The 19,140-nt window shown below is 62.7% G+C and carries 15 protein-coding genes; 6 read left to right on the top strand and 9 right to left on the bottom strand.

The genetic code is table 11. The features are described from left to right. Positions 1-26 precede the first annotated feature (26 nt). Entirely contained in the window at positions 27-998 is a 972-nt protein-coding gene (locus tag ACFX5Q_RS18315) for a hypothetical protein (RefSeq protein ID WP_404280304.1), read from the top strand. On the opposite strand, the gene ACFX5Q_RS18310 is transcribed toward ACFX5Q_RS18315, so the two are convergent. Further along, positions 995-1,294 (bottom strand): SemiSWEET family sugar transporter, encoded by a 300-nt coding sequence (locus tag ACFX5Q_RS18310; protein WP_404280301.1) that lies wholly within the window; start codon positions 1,292-1,294, stop codon positions 995-997. The two genes, ACFX5Q_RS18315 and ACFX5Q_RS18310, sit on opposite strands and share 4 nt — an antisense overlap. A 269-nt stretch (positions 1,295-1,563) precedes the next feature. Here ACFX5Q_RS18310 and ACFX5Q_RS18305 point away from each other — a divergent pair, with 269 nt between their 5' ends. After that, the gene (locus ACFX5Q_RS18305; RefSeq protein WP_404280299.1) at positions 1,564-2,190 is read left to right on the top strand and encodes a hypothetical protein; all 627 of its coding nucleotides are present in this window, start codon (positions 1,564-1,566) and stop codon (positions 2,188-2,190) included. On the opposite strand, the gene ACFX5Q_RS18300 is transcribed toward ACFX5Q_RS18305, so the two are convergent. After that, positions 2,180-2,713 (bottom strand): hypothetical protein, encoded by a 534-nt coding sequence (locus ACFX5Q_RS18300; RefSeq protein WP_404280297.1) that lies wholly within the window; start codon positions 2,711-2,713, stop codon positions 2,180-2,182. The two genes, ACFX5Q_RS18305 and ACFX5Q_RS18300, sit on opposite strands and share 11 nt — an antisense overlap. A gap of 893 nt (positions 2,714-3,606) precedes the next feature. On the opposite strand from ACFX5Q_RS18300, the gene ACFX5Q_RS18295 reads away from it, so the two are divergent. After that, positions 3,607-4,545: a diacylglycerol/lipid kinase family protein gene (locus ACFX5Q_RS18295; protein ID WP_404280295.1), complete on the top strand. Its 939-nt coding sequence runs from the start codon at positions 3,607-3,609 to the stop codon at positions 4,543-4,545. Between the two features lie 92 nt (positions 4,546-4,637). On the opposite strand, the gene ACFX5Q_RS18290 is transcribed toward ACFX5Q_RS18295, so the two are convergent. Genes ACFX5Q_RS18290 through ACFX5Q_RS18280 form a run of 3 tightly spaced genes read right to left on the bottom strand, consistent with a single transcriptional unit; the run spans position 4,638 to position 8,376 of the window. Continuing rightward, positions 4,638-5,555, bottom strand: a complete 918-nt coding sequence (locus ACFX5Q_RS18290; protein ID WP_404280293.1) for an NAD(P)-dependent oxidoreductase — start codon at positions 5,553-5,555, stop codon at positions 4,638-4,640. Next, positions 5,552-6,763 carry a mandelate racemase/muconate lactonizing enzyme family protein gene (locus tag ACFX5Q_RS18285; protein ID WP_404280291.1) on the bottom strand — a complete coding sequence of 404 codons (1,212 nt, stop codon included), beginning with the start codon at positions 6,761-6,763 and terminating at the stop codon, positions 5,552-5,554. The genes ACFX5Q_RS18290 and ACFX5Q_RS18285 overlap by 4 nt, the downstream gene beginning before the upstream one ends. Further along, entirely contained in the window at positions 6,760-8,376 is a 1,617-nt protein-coding gene (locus ACFX5Q_RS18280) for a GMC family oxidoreductase (RefSeq protein WP_404280289.1), read from the bottom strand. Before ACFX5Q_RS18280 ends, ACFX5Q_RS18285 begins: the two co-directional genes overlap by 4 nt. Before the next feature lie 211 nt (positions 8,377-8,587). Here ACFX5Q_RS18280 and ACFX5Q_RS18275 point away from each other — a divergent pair, with 211 nt between their 5' ends. Next, complete coding sequence (locus ACFX5Q_RS18275; protein ID WP_404280287.1) at positions 8,588-8,983, top strand: acyl-CoA thioesterase; 396 nt, start codon at positions 8,588-8,590, stop codon at positions 8,981-8,983. A 501-nt stretch (positions 8,984-9,484) separates the two neighbouring features. On the opposite strand, the gene ACFX5Q_RS18270 is transcribed toward ACFX5Q_RS18275, so the two are convergent. Further along, entirely contained in the window at positions 9,485-9,853 is a 369-nt protein-coding gene (locus ACFX5Q_RS18270) for a winged helix-turn-helix transcriptional regulator (RefSeq protein ID WP_404280285.1), read from the bottom strand. 93 nt (positions 9,854-9,946) lie between these two features. Between ACFX5Q_RS18270 and ACFX5Q_RS18265 the strand changes: the two genes are divergently transcribed. Continuing rightward, positions 9,947-10,552, top strand: a complete 606-nt coding sequence (locus tag ACFX5Q_RS18265) for an NADPH-dependent FMN reductase (RefSeq protein ID WP_404280282.1) — start codon at positions 9,947-9,949, stop codon at positions 10,550-10,552. A 54-nt stretch (positions 10,553-10,606) separates the two neighbouring features. Here ACFX5Q_RS18265 and ACFX5Q_RS18260 read toward each other — a convergent pair whose 3' ends face one another. Then, entirely contained in the window at positions 10,607-11,008 is a 402-nt protein-coding gene (locus ACFX5Q_RS18260) for a winged helix-turn-helix transcriptional regulator (RefSeq protein ID WP_404280279.1), read from the bottom strand. Positions 11,009-11,100: 92 nt separating this feature from the next. Here ACFX5Q_RS18260 and ACFX5Q_RS18255 point away from each other — a divergent pair, with 92 nt between their 5' ends. Then, positions 11,101-12,081 carry a zinc-binding alcohol dehydrogenase family protein gene (locus ACFX5Q_RS18255; RefSeq protein WP_404280277.1) on the top strand — a complete coding sequence of 327 codons (981 nt, stop codon included), beginning with the start codon at positions 11,101-11,103 and terminating at the stop codon, positions 12,079-12,081. A 69-nt stretch (positions 12,082-12,150) separates the two neighbouring features. On the opposite strand, the gene ACFX5Q_RS18250 is transcribed toward ACFX5Q_RS18255, so the two are convergent. Both ACFX5Q_RS18250 and ACFX5Q_RS18245 read right to left on the bottom strand, forming a co-directional pair. Beyond that, positions 12,151-13,452: a glucoamylase family protein gene (locus ACFX5Q_RS18250; protein ID WP_404280275.1), complete on the bottom strand. Its 1,302-nt coding sequence runs from the start codon at positions 13,450-13,452 to the stop codon at positions 12,151-12,153. Positions 13,453-13,993: 541 nt separating this feature from the next. Further along, positions 13,994-18,595 (bottom strand): AAA family ATPase, encoded by a 4,602-nt coding sequence (locus tag ACFX5Q_RS18245; protein ID WP_404280273.1) that lies wholly within the window; start codon positions 18,593-18,595, stop codon positions 13,994-13,996. Positions 18,596-19,140 lie beyond the last annotated feature (545 nt).

Here is a 19,140-nt window from a genome sequence, read left to right as displayed (position 1 = left end):
GCAGAGGCAGGCTTGCGGGGGTGGCGGTGGAAACAACGGATTTCATGCCGAGCGAGGCGGTGATCGCCGGCATCAGGAAGGATATCGAGGACTATGAGGCCAGGCGGGCGTCGGCCTACCGGCAGGTGCGCTGGCGGGTGCCGGTGTTCATCGGCCTGGCGGTGGTCTTCATGGTGCTTGTCGCCTGGCTCTTCAACAAGGTCGCCGACCCCTACGAGCAATGGTTCTCGACTCCGCACGTGTTCCTTTATTTCGGCAGTTTCGTTGCGGCGCTGCTGCTTTACTTCCAGGCGGTGAAGCCAGCGACCAGATTGCAGCAATCCTTCCGCGAGACGCTGCTGCCGATGATCTTCGGCTTCATCCAGGACATACGCTACCAGCATGGCGTTCGCCCGAATTCCTTCGACCGGCTGCCACGCGAGACGGTTGGCCCCTTCAACCGGCAATCATTCGACGATGTCTTTTCCGGCCGCTACGAGGGATTTGCGTTCGAGCTTTATGAGGCAGAGCTGCGCGAAGGGACCGGTAAGGGCTCGTCAACGGCATTCAGAGGCGTCATCGTCGCCTTCGAGACGATCACACCATTCCCCGGCACGCTGGTGGCGACGCGCCGGGCCAATGTGGTCGTCGGCTTTTTCCGCGGCATGTTCGCCAGCAGGATGGAAGAGCTGTCCTCCGGCGTTTCGGAACTCGATGCCGCCTACGAATTCCGCACCGACAATGTCGAAGCGGCGCGGCCGCTGGTGAGCGGCCGGCTGGCGCAGGCGCTGAAATGGCTCGGTGAAACCTGGCCCGACGATCCGGCGCGCGTGGCGCTCGATGGCAGCGACGGGTTCCTGCTGCTGCCGCAGCCGAAGGACTTCTTCGAGCTGCCCGATATTTCGGTGCCGCTCGACTACCAGACCCATGTCGCGCCGATGATTGCGGATATGGGCGCGATGCTGGCGACGGCGGCACTGGTGCGCAAGATCGGCGCGAAGGATGGAGAGGCTAGTTAGCCGAAGCGCAGCTTCATGCCGAGGATGGCGATTACGAACAGGAAGGTGACGCCGTTGGCCAGGATGAGCGGCCACGAGCCGATCAACAGGCCGTAGAGCGTCCACAGGAAAACGCCGGTGGCGATCGAGCCGGTGGCGAACAGCGAGATGTCGCCGGCCCGGCGTTCGCGCGCCACCTTGGCGACCTGCGGAATCCAGCCAAGCGTGGTGATAAGCGCGGCAAACGCGCCGATAATTTCGATTGTGGGATGCAAGATGGCGACTTTCGACGAGGCACGGATTGTGCGGTGCACCATATGCCAGATCGGTCGAACCCTGGGAAGAAGCCAGTTTCGGCTGGCCCAATGAACAGACCAATCCGGGCGGATCGCATCGCGGATCAACTCCAGGCTACCGGTTCTGGACCAAGCAGTCCGTGTTCCAAGGACGGGTGAGGGCACGCCGTTTCGGCAACGGCCTATGGTTTTCGCCAGGCGGCCACGCTATCCGTCACGAGGGGATGCTATGTGGTTGAACGAAAATGAAGGCGTTTAGCCAAACCGCTTTGAAGAGAAGAGGACAAGCCATGCGAACGAGTCTTGCGGCTGCAGCGCTTGCCGTGATCGTGTCTTGCGCCGGGCTGGCCCGCGCCGATGACCTGAAAGCCTTCAAGCTGACGATCGATGGCGTGGTGGTCGACATCGACCCCGGCGAGGACGTGGACGTGACCTTGCCCGGCGGCAAGACGAGCAAGGTGCGGATCGACCGCAATGACTTCGCCACCTTCTCCGGCGCCACTTTTTCCTTCGTTCATCCAAGCAACATTTCGATCACTAAGAGCGATCTCAGCGACAGCATCACCCAATATCTCATGGCTTCGGCCCTCGGCACGATCGCCTTGGTGCAGGAATATGACAAGATGAACCCGGTGTCTCTCAACCAGCTGATGCTGCAGGAGATGACGAGGGAATCCGTTCAGGCGGGCGGAACTCTGACGCAGGAACCGACGACCCGCAAGCTCGCCGACGGCAAGGAACTGACCGGCGTCAAGGCCACCGTGAAGACACGTACCGACAGCGCCGACTTTGAGATCGTCGGCTTCGGCCTTGCCGATCAGGGGCTGCTGTTCATCACACGAATAGGCGATCAGGACGTTGCAACCGAAAAGCCGCTGATCGACAAGTTCTGGGAGAACCTCAAGGTCAAGCTGTAGGAAGGACTACAGTCCCGCTCGGCATCATCCCCGCTAGCCAGTTTGCCGATCGCTTCGCCACGTCGACGGTCGCGGATGCGGCGCGGCTGAGATCGGTCTTGACCACGGCGTAGCCGGCCTTGGTGCGGTAGAGCACGGCGCGGCCGCCATCGACCGCCGCTTCATAGGCGACGGGCCTTGCGGCTTCCGTTTCCATCGCCGTCGCCGGCGATCCGACGGGAATGCTCGGCCTGTGACTGAGTTCAGGCGGCAGCGGGTCGCTCGCGGCTTGCCTCGGCGTCGTCAACTCGAGCCCCGAGGCTATCGCCGCCAACTCGGAGGACGGTACCGAACCCTTGGTGCGGCAAATGCCCGAGACCAGCGGATAGTTGAAATTCTTCTGGTGCAGCATCTGGCTTTTCATCGCCGCCTCGCAGTCGGCGATGGTCGCCCACTTGGCCGGCGTCTCGCCGATATATTCGCAAAGCTTGGCGTCGCAGTCGCAGCCGACGATGGTCATGGCGACAAGGGCGGTCTTGATCACGGTCTTGTCCCTTTATGTTGCCTTCCCCACAGCACCAATCGCTGCGGAACAAGGCGGGATTTGGCCGCGATTGTGAAATGTGCGTGACGGAATGTTTCTAAGATGCCGGCTGTGACCGAAAAACGTCAGTCGTCGTAGACGCGCTCCTGGCGCCGACCTCGATCAGCGCCGACAGAACCGTGTGCAGCTTGCGCATGGCGACGGTTAGCCCGGTGCGGCGCGTGGCTGAACAATGTGCGTGGGGATAGCCCAAAAAACAGTCGGCGCTGGGATTTCTCCCAGCGCCTCCCTGTCAGATCAGGACACGGTCACGGCAGCAACTTCCGCAAAGTCGTCGCGCCAAGCCGGCCTTGATTTTGACGGTCCTGCCAGTCACCACCCGAGGGTAGTGTCCGTTCCGGACCACGCCGATCTCCACCCTTGCGAGCTTCGCCCAGCGTGCGATCGAAGGTCTTTGCCGTCCTTCATGGCAGCATCGGTCCGCCGTCGGCGTTCGCACGCTTTCCGCGGCCCCGTAGGTCTCGGCTTCCGTCCCTCTAGCAGGCAAGCCTGCTATCGCTCAGGGCCGTACGGGCCTCAGGAAATCCGCCTTTTCGCTTTGCCTTTCGGCTTGGCGATCGGTAGCCGCCTGAGATGGGTTCAATGTACGCCGGGTAAGTGTCCGGGGAAACCGCCCCGGGCCTGTGGATAGCGGGATTATCGGGGACCAAGCGCGGCGGCGAGGCATTTTCTCGATGGATCGCCGTGATCGGCGAAACCCGGCCTTGTTTTGCCCTGATCGCGCGTTGCCGGACATTCGGCGCTTGCTCCGCAAGGCAGCGCGGGCTTCAATGCCGGCAAAGTAGTTGAGACGCAAGCACTGAAGCGTCTCCGATGGCCTTTGGGGAGGTTGCTTGAAAGTCGGGGTGGTTCTCAATCCGATAGCCGGCGGCGGCAGGCTGAAGCGGCATTGGGCGGAGGTCGCGGCATCGCTGAAAAAGCATTTCGGCGATTTCGAGCTGCGCGAAACCCAGGCCGAGGGCGATGCCGAAAGGCTGGCGCTCGACCTCGCCGCCAGCGGCTTCGATCTGGTGATCGCGGCTGGCGGCGACGGCACCGCCAGCGAAGTGGCCGATGGCCTGTTGCAGGCGTTCGACGAAACCGGCCGCACGACCGAGCTTGGCCTGCTGCCCTGCGGCACCGGTATCGATTTCGCCCGCGGGCTCGGCCTGCCGCGCGAGGTCGATGCGACGCTCAAGCTGATTGCCGAGGCCAAGCCGCGCAAGGTCGATGCCGGGCGCATCTGCTACATCGACGATCATGGCGCGCTGGCCAGCCGCCATTTCATTAACATCGCCAGCCTCGGCATGTCGGGCGCTACCGACCGCGCGGTCAACGCCGATAAGCGCAAGGGCAGGGTCTCGGCCAAGGCGCTGTTCTTCTGGCGCACCGTGGTGGAGTTCGTCCGCTATCGGTTCCAGGATGTCAGGATCACCGTCGACGATGGCACTCCGGTCGAGGCGCGCATGGCGCTGGTGGCGGTGGCCAACGGCAAGTTCTTCGGCGGCGGGATGATGATCGCGCCGGATGCCGAACTGGACGATGCGCAGTTCGACATCGTCATCCTGCGGGCGGCGGGCAAGCTGAAGCTGATCTGGGACATTCGCTTGCTCTATGGCGGACGGCACCGTAACCATCCGGCAATTACCATCCTGCGCGGCAAGAAAGTGGTTGTCGAACCGCTCGGCGATGTGGAAAAGAACGGCGCGCTAGTCGACATAGACGGCGAGTCGCCGGGGCGCATACCCGCCACCTTCGAGATCCTGCCCGGGGCGCTGACCTTAAGGTATTGAGTCAGGCGGTTAAGCAATTGATTCAGGCCGTTGCGGGCACGAATCCGGCGACCCGCTCAATGCTCTGAAATCGCTTGTAAAACTTAGCCGCCTCAGATTTCCAGCTTGGCGGGAAAACCGGGGGCGCGCAGGTTGGTGCCGACCGCATCCTCAAGCAGTTTGACGATCATGGTCGACCAGGCGCTGCCGCCATAGGCTTGCTTGCCCTGCTCGAAAATTGCGTTGACGCGCGTGGCGAGGTCGAGCGGCACGCCGGATTGTTCGGCCATGGCAAGCGCGAAGCCGAGGTCCTTCAGCGCCAGATCCATGGTGAAGCCGATGTCGTAGGAGCCATTCAGGACGAGCTGGCTTTCGGTCTCGTGGACGAAGCTGTTGCCGGAGGAAGCAACGATGGCGTGGTAGGACTGGGCGAGGTCGAGCCCGCCCTGCTTGGCCAGCATCAACGCCTCGCCGGCGGCGACAAGGTGGATGAAGGCCAGCATGTTGGTGATGACCTTGATGACTGCCGCCGAGCCGATCGGCCCCATCAGAAACGACTTCGCGCACATCGCCTCGATGGCCGGTCGGTGGCGCGCGTAGAGTGCTGGATCGCCGCCGACCAGCGCAGTGATCTTGCCGACGGCGGCCAGATGCACGCCGCCGGTGACCGGGCACTCCAGCGTCTCGACGCCCTTTGCCGAAGCGAGCGCTGCCAGACGCACGATCTCGTCGCGGCCATTGGTCGACATCTCGATCCAGGTGCCGTTTTTGGGCAGACCTTCGAGCAATCCGCCGGGGCCTGAGAGCACTGCTTCACTGACCTTGGGCGAGGGCAGGCATGTGATGGCGTTGCCGGCGCGAGCGGCGGCCTCTGCGGGGCTCTTGGCGGCAACGGCGCCGAGGGTCACGAGGCGCTCGACGGCGGCCGGATCGCGGTCGAAGACGGTGACGGCGAAGCCGTTGCGCAGAAGGCTGGCGGCAAGATTGCCGCCGAGATGGCCGAGGCCGATGAAGGCGTAGCTTTCGTTCACGGCATCAACGGCGTCTGCATCATCTGCAGATGCAGGTCCTTGCCGCCATAGGGATGCGCCTCGCAGACCGCCTCGTCGAGCTCGACGCCGAGACCGGGCTCCTTCGACGGGATGACGTTGCCATCCTGCCATTCGATCTTCTTCTTCAGCAACGTGGCGTGAAAACCGTCCCACTGCTTCAGCGATTCCAGGATGAGGAAGTTGGGCAGCGTCACGGCGAGCTGGATGTTGGCGGCGCCGACGATTGGCCCGCAATAGCAGTGCGGCGCGACCTGGATGTGGTAGGCCTCGGCCATGGCGGCGATCTTCTTGGTTTCGAGAATGCCGCCGGAGCGGCCGAGGTCGGGCTGCAGGATGGTGGCGGCGCGGTTCTCGATGACGCGGGCGAATTCGAACTTGGTCGTCAGCCGCTCGCCAGTGGCGATCGGGATGGAGGTGCCGCGAGCGACCTGCGCCATCACCTCGGGCATGTCCGGCGGCACCGGCTCTTCGAACCAGAGGGGATCGTAGGGTTCGATGGCGCGGGCGAGCCGCAGCGCGCCCGAGGCGGTGAACTGGCCGTGCGTCCCGAACAGGATGTCGGCGCGCGTGCCGACCGCCTCGCGGATCGCCTTGATCATGCGGGCGGAGAGATCGATGTCGACGAGGCGCGGCTGGTGGCCGTCGAAGGCGGTGTAGGGACCGGCCGGGTCGAGCTTGACCGCGTTGAAGCCCTGCTCGACATATTCGAGCGCGCAGGCGGCGGCCAGGTCCGGATCGTTGTAGACGTTCTTGCCGCGCGCATCCTCGGAATGGACGCTGCCGGTGTGCGGATAGAGGTAGGTGTAGGAGCGCAGCGTCTCGTGCACCTGGCCGCCAAGCAGCTTGTAGACCGGCTTGTTGGCCTCCTTGCCAATGATGTCCCAGCAGGCCATTTCGAGCGCCGAGCAACAGCCCATGCCGGACACGTCGGGGCGCTGGGTGAAGCCGGACGAATAGGCGCGCCGGAAGAAATTCTCGATGTCGTGCGGATCGCGGCCGACGAGATAGCGCTCGGCCATGTCCTCGATCATCTTCGCCGTCACATGGCCGGAGAAGGTGGCGTTGTAGGCCTCGCCATAGCCGACGACGCCGCCATCGGTGGTGAGCTTGACGAAGATGAAATATTTGCCGCCGATGCCGGGCGGTGGGTTGCCGACAACCCAGGTCTTGACGTCGGTGATCTTCATTTCTGATCCTCCAGAACAAGTTCGGCGCCCTTCCATCCGGTCAGGATGGAGGCGGCGTTGGTGTTGCCGGTGATGTTGTCGGGAAATATCGAGGCGTCGATGACGCGCAAGCCTTCGATCCCATGCACCTTGAGGCGCGGGTCGACCACGGCGCGCGCGGCGTCCGGCCCCATGCGGCAGGTCGAGACCGGGTGATAGACGGTGCCCGAGCGCTTCCGGAAATCGGCGATCAGATCGGCGTCCGAAGTGATTGATGGACCGGGCAAAACCTCTTCCTCGATGATCTCGGCCATCGCCGGCATCGAGGCGATTTTGCGGACGAATTTCACCGCCGCCAGCATTTCGTCGACATCGGCATTGGTCGAATAGGCGTTGGCCGTGATCCGCGGATAGTCGCGCGGATTCTTCGAACGGATCATGATCTCGCCGCGGCTCGACGGACGGCAGTTGGACAGGCCGATGGAAAAGCCCGGCCAAGGGTCGGGCGTCAGGATCGGGCGCTCGCCGCTCTTCGGAATGACGGTCGAGAAGGCCTGGAAATAGAGCTGCATGTTGGGGCGTGTAGCGATCGGGTCGGTGCGGAAGAAGCCGCCGGCATTGTTCATAGACAGCGACAGCGGTCCGGAGCGCAACAGGATGTATTGCATGCCGACCATGAGCTTGCCCCACCATGGGCGCAGGACTTGGTTGAGCGTCGGCTGCCTGCCCTTGAAAGTGTAGTTGATGCCGACATGGTCCTGCAGGTTCGCGCCGACATTCTCGTTGGCGTGAACGATCGGAATGCCCAGTCCCTTGAGCAGGGCAGAGGGGCCGACGCCTGAGAGCTGCAGCAATTGCGGCGAGTTGACCGAACCGCCCGACAGGATCACTTCGCGGCCGGCGCGCGCAGTCCTGGTCTCGCCGTTCTGCTGATATTCGACGCCGACGGCGCACTTGCCCTCAAACAGGATCCTGGTCACCAGCGCATTCGTCTCGACACCGACGTTCTTGCGCTTCATTGCCGGGCGCAGGAAGGCGCGGGCGGCCGACATGCGGCGTCCGTTCCTTGTGGTGATCTGATAGATGCCGACGCCTTCCTGGGCAGCACCGTTGAAATCCGGATTGAGTGGCAGGCCGGCCTGCTGGCCAGCGGCGAGATAGCGCCGGGTCAGAGGGTGGACTGCGTTCGTGCAGTCGGTGATATGCAGCGGGCCGCCGACGCCGCGCCATTTGTCGGCGCCGGCCTCATTGTCTTCCAGTGCCTTGAAGGCCGGCAGCAGATCGTCATAGCCCCAGCCCGGGTTGCCCGCCGCCGCCCAGGCGTCGAAATCCTCGCGGGCGCCCCTGATATAGACCATGGCGTTGATCGAGCTGGAGCCGCCCAAAAGCTTACCGCGCGGCCAGTGGTCGGCACTGCCGGCGAGGCCCGGGTCGGGTTCGGCCTTGTAGTTCCAATTGACCGCCGGGTCGAAGAAGGTCTTGCCGTAGCCAAGCGGCATCTGCACGTAGAAGCGCCTATCGGTGCCGCCGGCCTCGAGCACCAGCACCGAGAAGCGGCCCGAAGCCGACAGTTTCTCCGCCAAGACCGAGCCGGCCGAGCCGGAGCCGACGATGATGAAGTCATAGGTCTGCATGATGAGTTGGGCGGCTCCGGAATCTCAGGCCGCAGCCTAGACGTGGCGGCGTTCCAAAGTCGCCGGGCGTTCCGGCATTCCTTGTGAAAAAAGCGACCGCTACCGGGACGTGCTTTTCGCAATGACTGGCACTTGCGACATTTCGAGCGCGTTGACGCCTCGATGGCATGCCGATACGTGATTGGACCTGTCGATATCGAGGGGATTCCGCATGGTGCATTACGCTGAAGGACGGCCGATTGGCGATCTGACGCTGAGGACGCTGGCCATGCCTTCGGACGCCAATGCTGCCGGTGATATCTTCGGCGGCTGGGTGATGGCGCAGATGGACCTTGCCTGCGGCATCCGCGCCGCCGAGCGCGCCAAGGGGCGCGTGGTGACGGCGGCGGTGAAGGAGATGTCGTTCGCCAAGCCGATGAAGATCGGCGACACGCTGTGCATCTACACCCATGTCGAACGTGTCGGCCGCACTTCGATGACGCTCAAGGTCGAGGCCTGGGCGCAACGCTACCTTTCCGACCTGATGGAGAAGGTCACCCACGCCGATTTCGTCATGGTGGCGCTGGACGGCGAGGGCAAGCCGAAGGCGGTTCCTGCGGAAGGCTGACCGGCGCGATTTCGCAGATTCCCGACGATGGCAAGCTCCTGCCGGCCGTCGCCAATGGCGACCTCCGTGCGAGTCCTGGCGTGCTGCCTGCGAATGCGGCGACAGCAGGGCGGCGCGGCCGGAAGACAATGCGTCAACACATGCTGAACGGTGCTGTTGTGGGTGCGCTTTTGCGATCCCGGCCCGACGGCGTGGTGTGATCTCCGTAGGCGAGCCCACGGCGGCATTGCGGGCGCAAACTGGACATCGGAAAACCGCGCTACATTCGGTAGCCGGCCAAGAGCCGGACCTGCATTCGGAATGCCGTCTGACGCATCTGCGGACCCCCTATGCAGTCGCCCTGATCAGACAGCCATGCCTCTGCCGGTCCACGGAAATTGATCGGTCCGAAATCGATCCAGGAGCCGGCCGGTTCAAAAAAATTCCGCAGCGACAGACGCGACTGCAGCAGCAGGGTGCATCACTTGAATAGGGTGGAGAACGTCTTGCAATGCAAGGGTTTCAGGCGTGCATCCTGTCGAACTTTTCGCGTGCCGCCCTGACGCGATCGGTGTTCCTGCGTGCCCATTCGCCGAGCGCGCTGACTGGGACAAGCAGCTCGTGGCCAAGCTCGGTCAGCTCGTAGTCGACACGCGGCGGGATGGTCGGAAACACGGTGCGGGTGACGAAGCCGTCGCGCTCCAGCCCGCGCAAAGTGGTGGTCAGCATCTTCTGCGAAATGCCCCCCACGGCGCTGCGCAATTCGTTGAAGCGCAGCGGTCCGTCGCCGAGCTTGCCGACGACGAGCACGGTCCATTTGTCGCCGACACGCTGCAGGAGTTCCGAGATGGCGCGGCAATCCTCGGAGCGGTGTGGGTGCCTTGGTAACAAAAAAGTGCCTCCTTGCGCTTGGCGTGGACAGTCACTCATATATCGCAGGTATCCAAACGATACCACTATTTCCTGCATGGAGAGCCTCCCAACATGTCCAAGCCCAAAATCGCTATCGTCGTCGGTTCGACCCGCGCCGCGCGTTTCGCCGACGTGCCCACCCAGTGGATCGCCAAGATCGCCAAGTCGCATGCCGACATCGACGTCGAAGTCGTCGATCTGCGCGATTTCCCGCTGCCGTTCTTCGACGAGGTCGCGTCCTCCGCCTGGGCGCCGTCGCAGAACGAAGTTGCGCAGCGCTGGCAGAAGAAGGTCGCCGGGTTCGACGGCTTCATCTTCACCGCCGCCGAATACAATCACGGCCCAACGGCCGTGCTGAAGAACGCCATCGATTACGCCGCCAATGAGTGGAACAAGAAGCCCGCCGGCTTCGTCGGCTATGGCAGCGTCGGCGGCGCGCGCGCCGTCGAGCAGCTGCGCCTGCATGCGGTCGAACTGCAGATGGCGCCGGTCAAGTCGGCGGTTCACATCGCCTGGGGCGATTTCCTCGCCGTCCGTCAAGGTGAGAAGAAGCTCGAGGAGCTGGAACACCTGAACCAGGCCGCCACCGCGCTCGTCAACGACGTCGCCTGGTGGGCCAAGGTCCTGAAGGCAGCGCGCAACGCCGATGCGATCGACCAGGAAGCCAAGGCGGCCTGATCGCCTTTCGAACTATCCTCCCAAGGATATGGGGCGGCGCTTGCGCCGCCCTTTTCAATTTCTGGAAGCTGCTGGTGCGTGCTGCGCCTGCCTTGGCCTGATGATGCAGTCGGCCAGGCGATCCTGTTCGTCCAGCTCGTCGGCATGGTGCTGTCCCCATTCGCAGAGCGCCAGCAGGATGGGCTCGAGGCTGAGGCCAAGCGGCGTCGCGGAATATTCGACGCGCGAGGGGATTTCGGCGAAGATTTCACGGCTGACGAGGCCGTGCTCTTCCATTTCGCGCAACTGCTGGATCAGCACCTTCTGGGTGATAGTGGGCACTTGCGATTTCAGCGCCGACAGCCGCCTAGGTCCATCGAAGAGGTGATAGAGGATCACAGCTTTCCAGCGGCCCGAGATCACTTTCAGGGCGCGTTCCGCCGGCAGCATCGGCAGTCTCTTGATCGGTCCGGTCATGGTCACCTTCCGGTCAGCAGGGGAGAAATGAGTGTGTAGTCCGAGCCTCGCAGATAGTGGCAATCAGCAGCCGTTGCCATAGCGAGGTTGCCATGAGAGCCATTCAACTCACCCGTTTCGGCGGTCCCGACGTTCTTGATGTCGTCGGCATGCCGAAGCCCGAGCCGCAAGGCGGCGAGGTGCTGGTCCGCGTCCATGCGGCTGGCGTGAATTTCTTCGAGGCGCTGATGCGCGCCGATCGCTACGCGGTCACGCCGCAGTTGCCCATGATCCTCGGGGTGGAGGCTGCCGGGGTTGTAGAGACCATTGGGCAAGGGGTCGATGCAACGCTGCTTGGCGCACGCGTCGCGGCACCGCTCTTTGCGTCAAGCCACCCCTTCGGCGGCTATGCCGAGTATGTGACGATCGATGCGGGCCTGGCGGTGCCTTTGCCTGAAACGCTCTCCTTTGAGGATGCGACGGCGTTGATGGTGCAGGGGCTGACAGCCCTGCATCTGTTGCGCCAAAGCCCGCCAGCCGGCAAATCAGTACTGATCGGGGCCGCTGCCGGTGGCGTTGGTTCTCTGCTTGTCCAGCTTGCCAAACGAGGCGGCGCAAGCCGCATCGTCGCGGCTGCTGGTAGCAAGTCCAAGCTTGATCTTGCCGTGTCGCTCGGGGCCGATGGCGCGGTCGACTACAGCCAGGCCGATTGGGTCGCCGCAGTCCGGGAAGCAACGGGCGGCGCCGGCGTCGACATCGTCTACGATACCGTCGGCGGCTCGCTAACGGCGGCAGCGCTCGCCGCACTCGCGCCTTGCGGCGAGTTGGTGTTTGCCGCGCTCGGCAGATACGCGCTGAGCACAGCTGACCTGGAAGCGATGATCGGCCGCAACCAGTCGCTCAGGAGGTTCGCGTTGCTGCCGCTGCTTTCGCCCGCGGGGCTGCGAGAGAACCTGTCGGAACTTTTCCAGCTTGCCGCCGGCGGCGCGCTTCTCGTGACGACAGGCGCACGCTTTCCGCTCGGCCAGGCCAGCGAAGCGCATCGTCTGCTGGACGATCGCCGCTCGACCGGCAAGGTCGTGCTGGCGCCTTGAGTATCGCGGTTGCTCAAATCGTCCAGAGTCCGGTCGCGGACCCTGTCCACACCGCCGGGAGCGGACTTGCTATAGCCAACCGCCCGAAAAGCCGGCACGGCGCAGTCCCGCGGCGATGGCCGGCACGCGGCGCATCAGTCGCCACAGGAAGTCCGATCGGTAGTTCTCGATCATCAGAGCGATCGGTCCCTGATTGATGCCGACATGGTCCGGCGATACCCAGCCGCAGGGCCGCCCGTCGGCGGCCGCGATTGTCGGATTGAAGCTTGCTGTGAAGCCGTAAGGGTTGCCCTGGTGCAGGTCGATCTCGTGGAAATGGCGCAGTGCCGGCAGGACGATCTCCGGCGCAAAGGGCAGTGAAGTAATCGCCGCCCATGGCGACAGCGTGCCGTCATCGGGACCGAAAGGCGCGCCGCGCGCCAGGTAGCCGAAGAAGCGGCGGCCGCCGAGCGTCATATGACGTTTCGTCGGGCCTGGGCCGTCGCTGGCGGTGATGCCCCAGCAATTCTCGCCATAACCGCTAAAACCCTTCGGATTGCGGACGGCATAGTCGCGCTGCAGATAGGCCGCCTGGCGGCTGTTCTCGAAATAGTCGCTGCCGTGATTGCGCATGAAAGCATCACGGATGCCGCGAAAATCGATCCAGATATGCGAGAACTGGTGGACGAAGAGAGGACCGGCATAAACCAGCTCCCGGCCATAGATCTTTTTCCACTTGTAGGTGGACAGCCAGGCCGCATAGCTCTCGGGCGGCAGCGGATGGGTCGGCGAGCCGAGGCCTAGCACATAAAGGATCACCGCCTCGTCGTAGCCTTGCCAGCGGTAGCGCAGGAAGCCTTTTTCGGGCCGCCAGCCATGGGTGACGGTGGAGCCGCCGTTCTGCGCCCAGCGCCAGTCGGCGCGGCGGTAGAGCGCATCGGCGAGCCGACGGATTTCCAGCTCGGATTCGTCCTCCGCATCAAAATAGGCGCCGGCCGCCAGCATGCCGGCGAGCAGGAGCGCCGTGTCGACCGTGGACAGCTCACACTTCCAGACGCGGCGGCCGGTCTTCATGTCGAGGAAATGATAGTAGAAGCCGTTGTAGCCGGTGGCGTCAGGCTCCGGCCCGTGCGGCGCATTCCAGAAGAAGCGAAGTGTGGCGAGCGTGCGTGCAGCGGCGGCGGCGCGAGTCATGAAACCGCGCTCGACACCGACGGGATAGGCCGACAAAGCGAGCCCGACGGCGGCTATGCTGGCGGGCGATCCTGGCGTGTTGCGGTCGGCGACCAGGCCATTGGCCGGGTTGGCCTCGTTGAGGAAATAGTCGAAGGACAGGCGCTGGGTGTTCGAGAGAAGCGCGGCGTTCAGCTGGTGTTCGCTCGATGCATCCATGGCTGCCGATATAGAGGCTTTCGCTGTGCTTCGCACTTTTTAGGCTGGTCAATCATTGGTGAGGAAGGTGAAGGCGGATAGCGACAGGGGTTAACGGCGCCAAAATTCACACTGAGACACTCCTCCTTCTGCAGCAAAGCATGCCGAGCCAATCATCACTGCTGAGCACTTGGCGACGTGCGTCAGTGGCGCGAGCACGCCGCGGTCCGAAAGTCAGACAAGCACCAGAAGCAGCTGTTCTGAACGCGATCCTTGAGTGACCGTAGTGGGCCGGAAGCGGAATGGCAGCTTCGGGCCATGGATATTCAATAGCGGACCTTCGCGCCCGGTGCGAGCGTAGTCTTTTAGCTGACCCTCTGCTGCCGTTCACCCTAAGTCTCGGAACGTCCCAATTGGGGCGAAACGCGACCCTCGGATAGGCGTTCACGAATTCAGCAAAGGCTGGGTTTGACCGCCATAAACTGACATTCGCTCTAGGGTCGGAATGGTTGACGCCGACCATCGCATCGCGACGTTACCCGCGGAGCGCTTTGGAGCGATATCAGCTCGGACAGTTCCGGCCGTCGCCTTTTTCAGGAAGGAAGAAACGTCGCCGCTCGCAAGCGGTCAGTTCGCGTGGAACAGTGTGCTTGGCGTAGTCGATGAGGTCTTGGGGGGTGTGGAAGACGCGGATAATTCGGACGCTTTCTTCACCGGACACGATTGCGATCCTCATTCCATCAGGATTGAAGGCCGCGCGCACCAGCGCCGGTCGGTTGGCTTTGTCCTCCCGGCTGGCAAGCACTGCAATCTCGCGCCCCGACTGCGCCGCCCAGAGCCTGACCGTGCGATCCTGAGACGACGCCGTCACGATATACAAACCGTTAGGACTGAATTGCGCGCTGTCCACTGCGCCGCTGTGTCCCCTGAGAGCGACCCTTTCTGTTCCTGCCGGAACGCTCCAGATTCGACCGGTTCCATCGCGTGAGGCAGTCAGCAGAGACTGACCGTCCTGGCTGAACGTTACTGCTGTCAGCTCGTCGCTGTGGCCCTTCAACGTCGCGACACTGTTTCCGTCCTTGATCGACCAGATCCGCACCGTTTGGTCGAGCGAACCCGTGGCAACCAGTTGGCCGTCCGGACTGAAAGCCGCCGCGGCGATTGGACTATGATGGCCCACGAGAATTTTGAATTCTGAGCCGTCCCTTCTCAAAAGGTGCGCCGCGTTGTCGCTCCTCGCGGCGAGGACGAGATTCCCGTCCGGGCTGAAGACAACGTTCGGTAACGCTCCACTTGTCTTGATGGCGGCAACTTCGACGCCGGTCGCCGTGTCCCACAACTGTGCGGCACCGCGAATCGAACTCGAGCCCAACAGGTCTCCCCGCGGACTGAACTGAACTTGAAGTAGCCCGTCACGCGCGTTGAACTGAGCGATCGCTCGTCTGCTCGCAACGTCCCAAACAAGAACTCGGCCCGGAAGAGATGCGGTTGCAACGCGACTGCCATCAGGGCTGAACGTCGCGCTATGGACAATTTCTTTTGTGTCAAGCTGGGCTATCTCACGTCCGCTTACAACATCCCACAGGTGCGCTGCGCTATCCCCACCTCCAGTCAAAAGGTGCACCTTATCGGGACTGAAGACCGCAAAGGTCGGCGGATATTCGTGGTGGAGCGCAGTCGTCAGAACCCCGTCGATATCCCAGAGCCGAGCGGTGCCATCGTGCGATGCAGTGAGAAGAACGCTGTTGTCAATTGGGCTGAATTCCACGTGCTCGACCAAGGCATCGTGGCCGATGATGGTGGTGAGCAGCGACGCGCGCTCGACGTCCCAGATACGAATCGTGTTATCGATAGAAGCGGTAGCCAAGAAGCGATCGTCCGGGCTGAAGACGCTGTTCATCTCCTGATCGTGTTCATCCGGACCGATGTCAAATAGTTTGAGCCCCGGGGACTCCCGGCCGAGCACATCACGCGATCTTCCCGAGACTCCGTCCCAGAGTCGTGCGGTACCATCGAGTGATACTGTCGCAATCACCCGTCCGTCGTGACTGAACGTCACGCCTTGCAATTGTGTGTCACTCTTGTGGCCGGCCAACGTTGCTATTTGAACTTCGTTCGACACGTCCCAAAGAATATCCTTTCTGGTTGGTTGCCACGTGCTTATGAGCATCCGGCTTCCGTCCGGGCTGAATGCGACGCTGTCTGCCCAAGTGTGGATCTGCAGTGCGCGGGTCAGCCTGCCATCTTCTACATTCCAGATAGAAACGATGCGTTGACTGCCTCTTGCCGTTGCGAAGCGGCGGCCATCCGGAACGAAGTCGGCCCAAGAATCTCCATTGCTCTTTACAGTCAGGACTTTCGTTCCGGTCTGGGCGTCCCAGAGTGACGGATCAATCCCTTCCCCCGCCGTCAGCACCCGGCTGCCGTCTGGGCTGAAAGTCGCGATAGGAAAATTGCCCAGCGGCTGAAGTACAAAAAGCTGCTCCCCTGAGGTGGTGTTCCAGATGCGCGCAGTGCCGTCTCTAGCAACTGTAATGACGCGGCTTCCGTCCGGGCTGAACTCGGCTCTCTCCACGGCGCCTTGGTGACCCCTCAAAACTGCCGTCTCGGTACCGTTCCGGACGTCCCAAATGCGTGCCGTCTTGTCGTAGGATGAGGTGACAATGCGGTCGCCGGTCCGATTGAAAGCTGCATGTGTCACACCGGCACCCTGGCGGAAGATCCGCGTTTGATGGTGTGCCAACAAAGACTTATAAAGCGCGGCCTCCGCTTCAAAGAGATACGGCCGTCCGAACGCAGATCCGCTCGTCGGCAGAGCTTCGAGCGCCAACAAGATCGCGGCCTCAGTGTTACCGCTCGCTGCGGTTTGTTGCGAAAGAAACGCAAGTGAAAGAGACTGGTTGCGGAGCGCCTGGTCGCGCGCTTCGAGAGCCTCGCTCTCGGCCGACCTGGCCTTGTCCGCACTCATTTGCGCCTGCACCGCCTGCCGCATTGCTTCCTGTTGTCCTCTGAACCCAACGAATGCGCCTGCTCCAGCCAAGAGAGCCAACACTGTCGCGACAATGGCCGCATAGCGCGTACGTCGTGCCAGCTGGATCGCAGCAGTTGCCGCAAGATCCCGACGCTCAGCCTCTCCCGCGAGCCGGTCGGCCTCGCGCTCCAAGCGTTCGCGTTTTGCTGCTTCAGCAGCCTCGATCAGTGCCCGCTCTGCTTGCCGGTCCTTCTCCTCTCTCTCCTTCTGGGCACGCGACGACGCCTCGATGTATTCAACGACTTGATCGTCGACTTCCTCGCGTCTCGACAGCAGCAATTCCTCACCCTCGGCGAGACGCTTGCCGGACGGCAACAGAAGCTCGCGGTTCTCGTTGTCCGAGTGCCATCGGTGGGCGTCAGCCTTAAGCCGAGCCCGCGTCTCAAGGAAGCTCCTATTCGCGTTGACAATGTCGCTGGCGCGCGGCCAACGGCTGAGCAGCGCTTCATGTGCCACGCGGACGAAGACATGGCCCGCAGCATCCTCATCACTGACCAGGAGCCGGGTGGCGATCAGCGCGTCGACGAGAGTCAATCGTGCCGGCGTCCCCGCGACTTTGCTGAGCAGGACTGGACTTGCCGTAACCGTTTCATCACCCGGACGCACCGTGGTGAGAGCGCGTAGCACCGCGGGCAATGCCTCCTGGATGTCGGGCGGGAGCGCGTCGACGACTTCATCGGCGCGGCGCGCGATCGCCCCTTCGAGGCCGCCAAGCGCACGATATGCAGCAAAGGTGAGGATCCGGCGCTCCCGGCCCACCTCGTACAGCGCATCGAGAACGAATTCGAGAAGCGGCAACGATCCGGGATCGGCGGCTGCCGCGTCCTGCAGCACGTCATCGAGCCGCCCGAGATCGGCGCGCTCCTCGAAGCGGAGCCCGGCAGCACGAGCTGGCTCGCGAATGATCTGGGCGATCTCAGGGCCCGTCGGCGGCAAGAGCTCATAGCTGCCAAGGCCATCCTTCAGCGCCGAGAAGCCTCGGACTTCGCCGCAGCGGTGAAAGAAATCCGACCGGATCGTCGCAATCACCCAGACCAGTCCGCTGCCGGCGAACGCCGCCAAGAGCCGCAAAAGCGCTTCGCGCGACGCCGGTTCCTTCTCCGTCGTGAACAGCTCCTCTGTCTGATCAATGGCGATCAGTAATCGTATTTGTGAGAGGGACGAGCCAGCCGCGGTGGCTGCTTTGCCGAGTGCATGGCGGATCAGAGTCAGCGCGCGATCGGGAGAACTTCGACAGAGTTGAGTGAGTTCAGCCGCCGTCAGTTCGAGAGCCAACTCGGGCAAAGCACCTTCGCAAAGCAGTCCCGCGGTCAACGAGGCGACAGCATCAGGCCCTTCGGACGGGCGGATCAGGCAACGGCGCCACAAACTGATGCCGACCACTGCGCCGGATCGGGTGATTGAAGGCATCAGCCCGGCGCGCAGAAGTGAAGACTTGCCGGAGCCGCTCATCCCGTAGATGAGCAAAAATGCTTTGCCGTTGGCTGCCAGCTGCTCCAGCCTTTCGGTGCAAGCGGCAATCGCCCGCGCTCTGCCGAAGAAGAGGTGGGCGTTTTCAAATTCGAAGACGTCGAGACCGCGAAAGGGCGACCTGACCTCTTCCTCCGAAGCGAGGGGTACGCGATAGACGTGCACAGGTCGAGCGATATTCTTCACTTTGTGATCGCCAAGATCGATGAAATCGAGCGCCAGCCGATCGCGAGCCTGTGTATAGATCGCTTCGGATACACATATCCCGCCCGGGTGAGATAACGCTTCCAGACGCGCGGCGACATTCACGCCCTCGCCCATGAGGTTGTTACCCTCTACAACGACATCGCCAAGGTTGATCCCAATGCGAAATCGCAGGCGGCCTGGCTCGGGGAAGCCGGCGTTCTGTCTATCGATCTCCAACTGGATTTCGGTGGCACACCGCAGCGCCTCGACAGGGCTTGCGAACTCAGCGATGACACTGTCTCCGGCGCTGCCGAACACCCGTCCCTCATGGTGCACAATCAGCCGGTCAATGATCTGTCGATAGGCCCTCAGGGCCGCAAGAGTACCTTCCTCATCCCTGCCTATCAGGCGGCTGTAGCCGACCACATCAGCTGCAAGGATGGCAGCCATTCTCCGCTGAACGCGATCCACGGTCATAGCCAGCTCCCGCGATACCGGAGCATCCTAGAGGAAATAGCGGCTGATGAGGAGAGAGGCCACTTGACTGTTTCAAGTGACGGTGTCGGCTTGTTTTGACATCGTCGCACAGCCTGCGGATCATTGCTGACGGAACTCGGCCCGCTTGCAAGCAGAGAGATCGGACTTGGTCGACCCTGCCATTCCGCCTCTCATCGCTGCCCTCAAGAGCTCAAAATGCCGCCTCCGATGCGCTCCGCCCTTTGTAGGTGCATTGTCGCTGGGAATGACCGCTTCGTGTGGGGCCGCGACATTGTTGCGATTGTGGCGAACGTCCACACATGGCGCGCCGGCGACTTCCAACGTAGTCGCCGTCGGTGTCTTCTGTGGATGGCTCCCGTATTGCAAGAGGTAATTCGTTGTTCTGGCGCATTGGTCGGGTGCAGTCTTCTGTCCGGCCTGTTCATGCAGCCGTTCGAAGCTGCTGGCCCTGATGGGGTCGGCGAACAAGGTCCCAATCTGCTTTGCAGGCTATGATGCCTCCGACATCGCATGGGTTATCCCTG

The organism is Mesorhizobium sp. IMUNJ 23033, from assembly GCF_044778005.1.
GTDB lineage: Bacteria > Pseudomonadota > Alphaproteobacteria > Rhizobiales > Rhizobiaceae > Mesorhizobium > Mesorhizobium amorphae_A.
The sequence above is the reverse complement of the archived record's forward strand: the minus strand, read 5'-3'. Positions and strand labels throughout refer to the sequence as shown.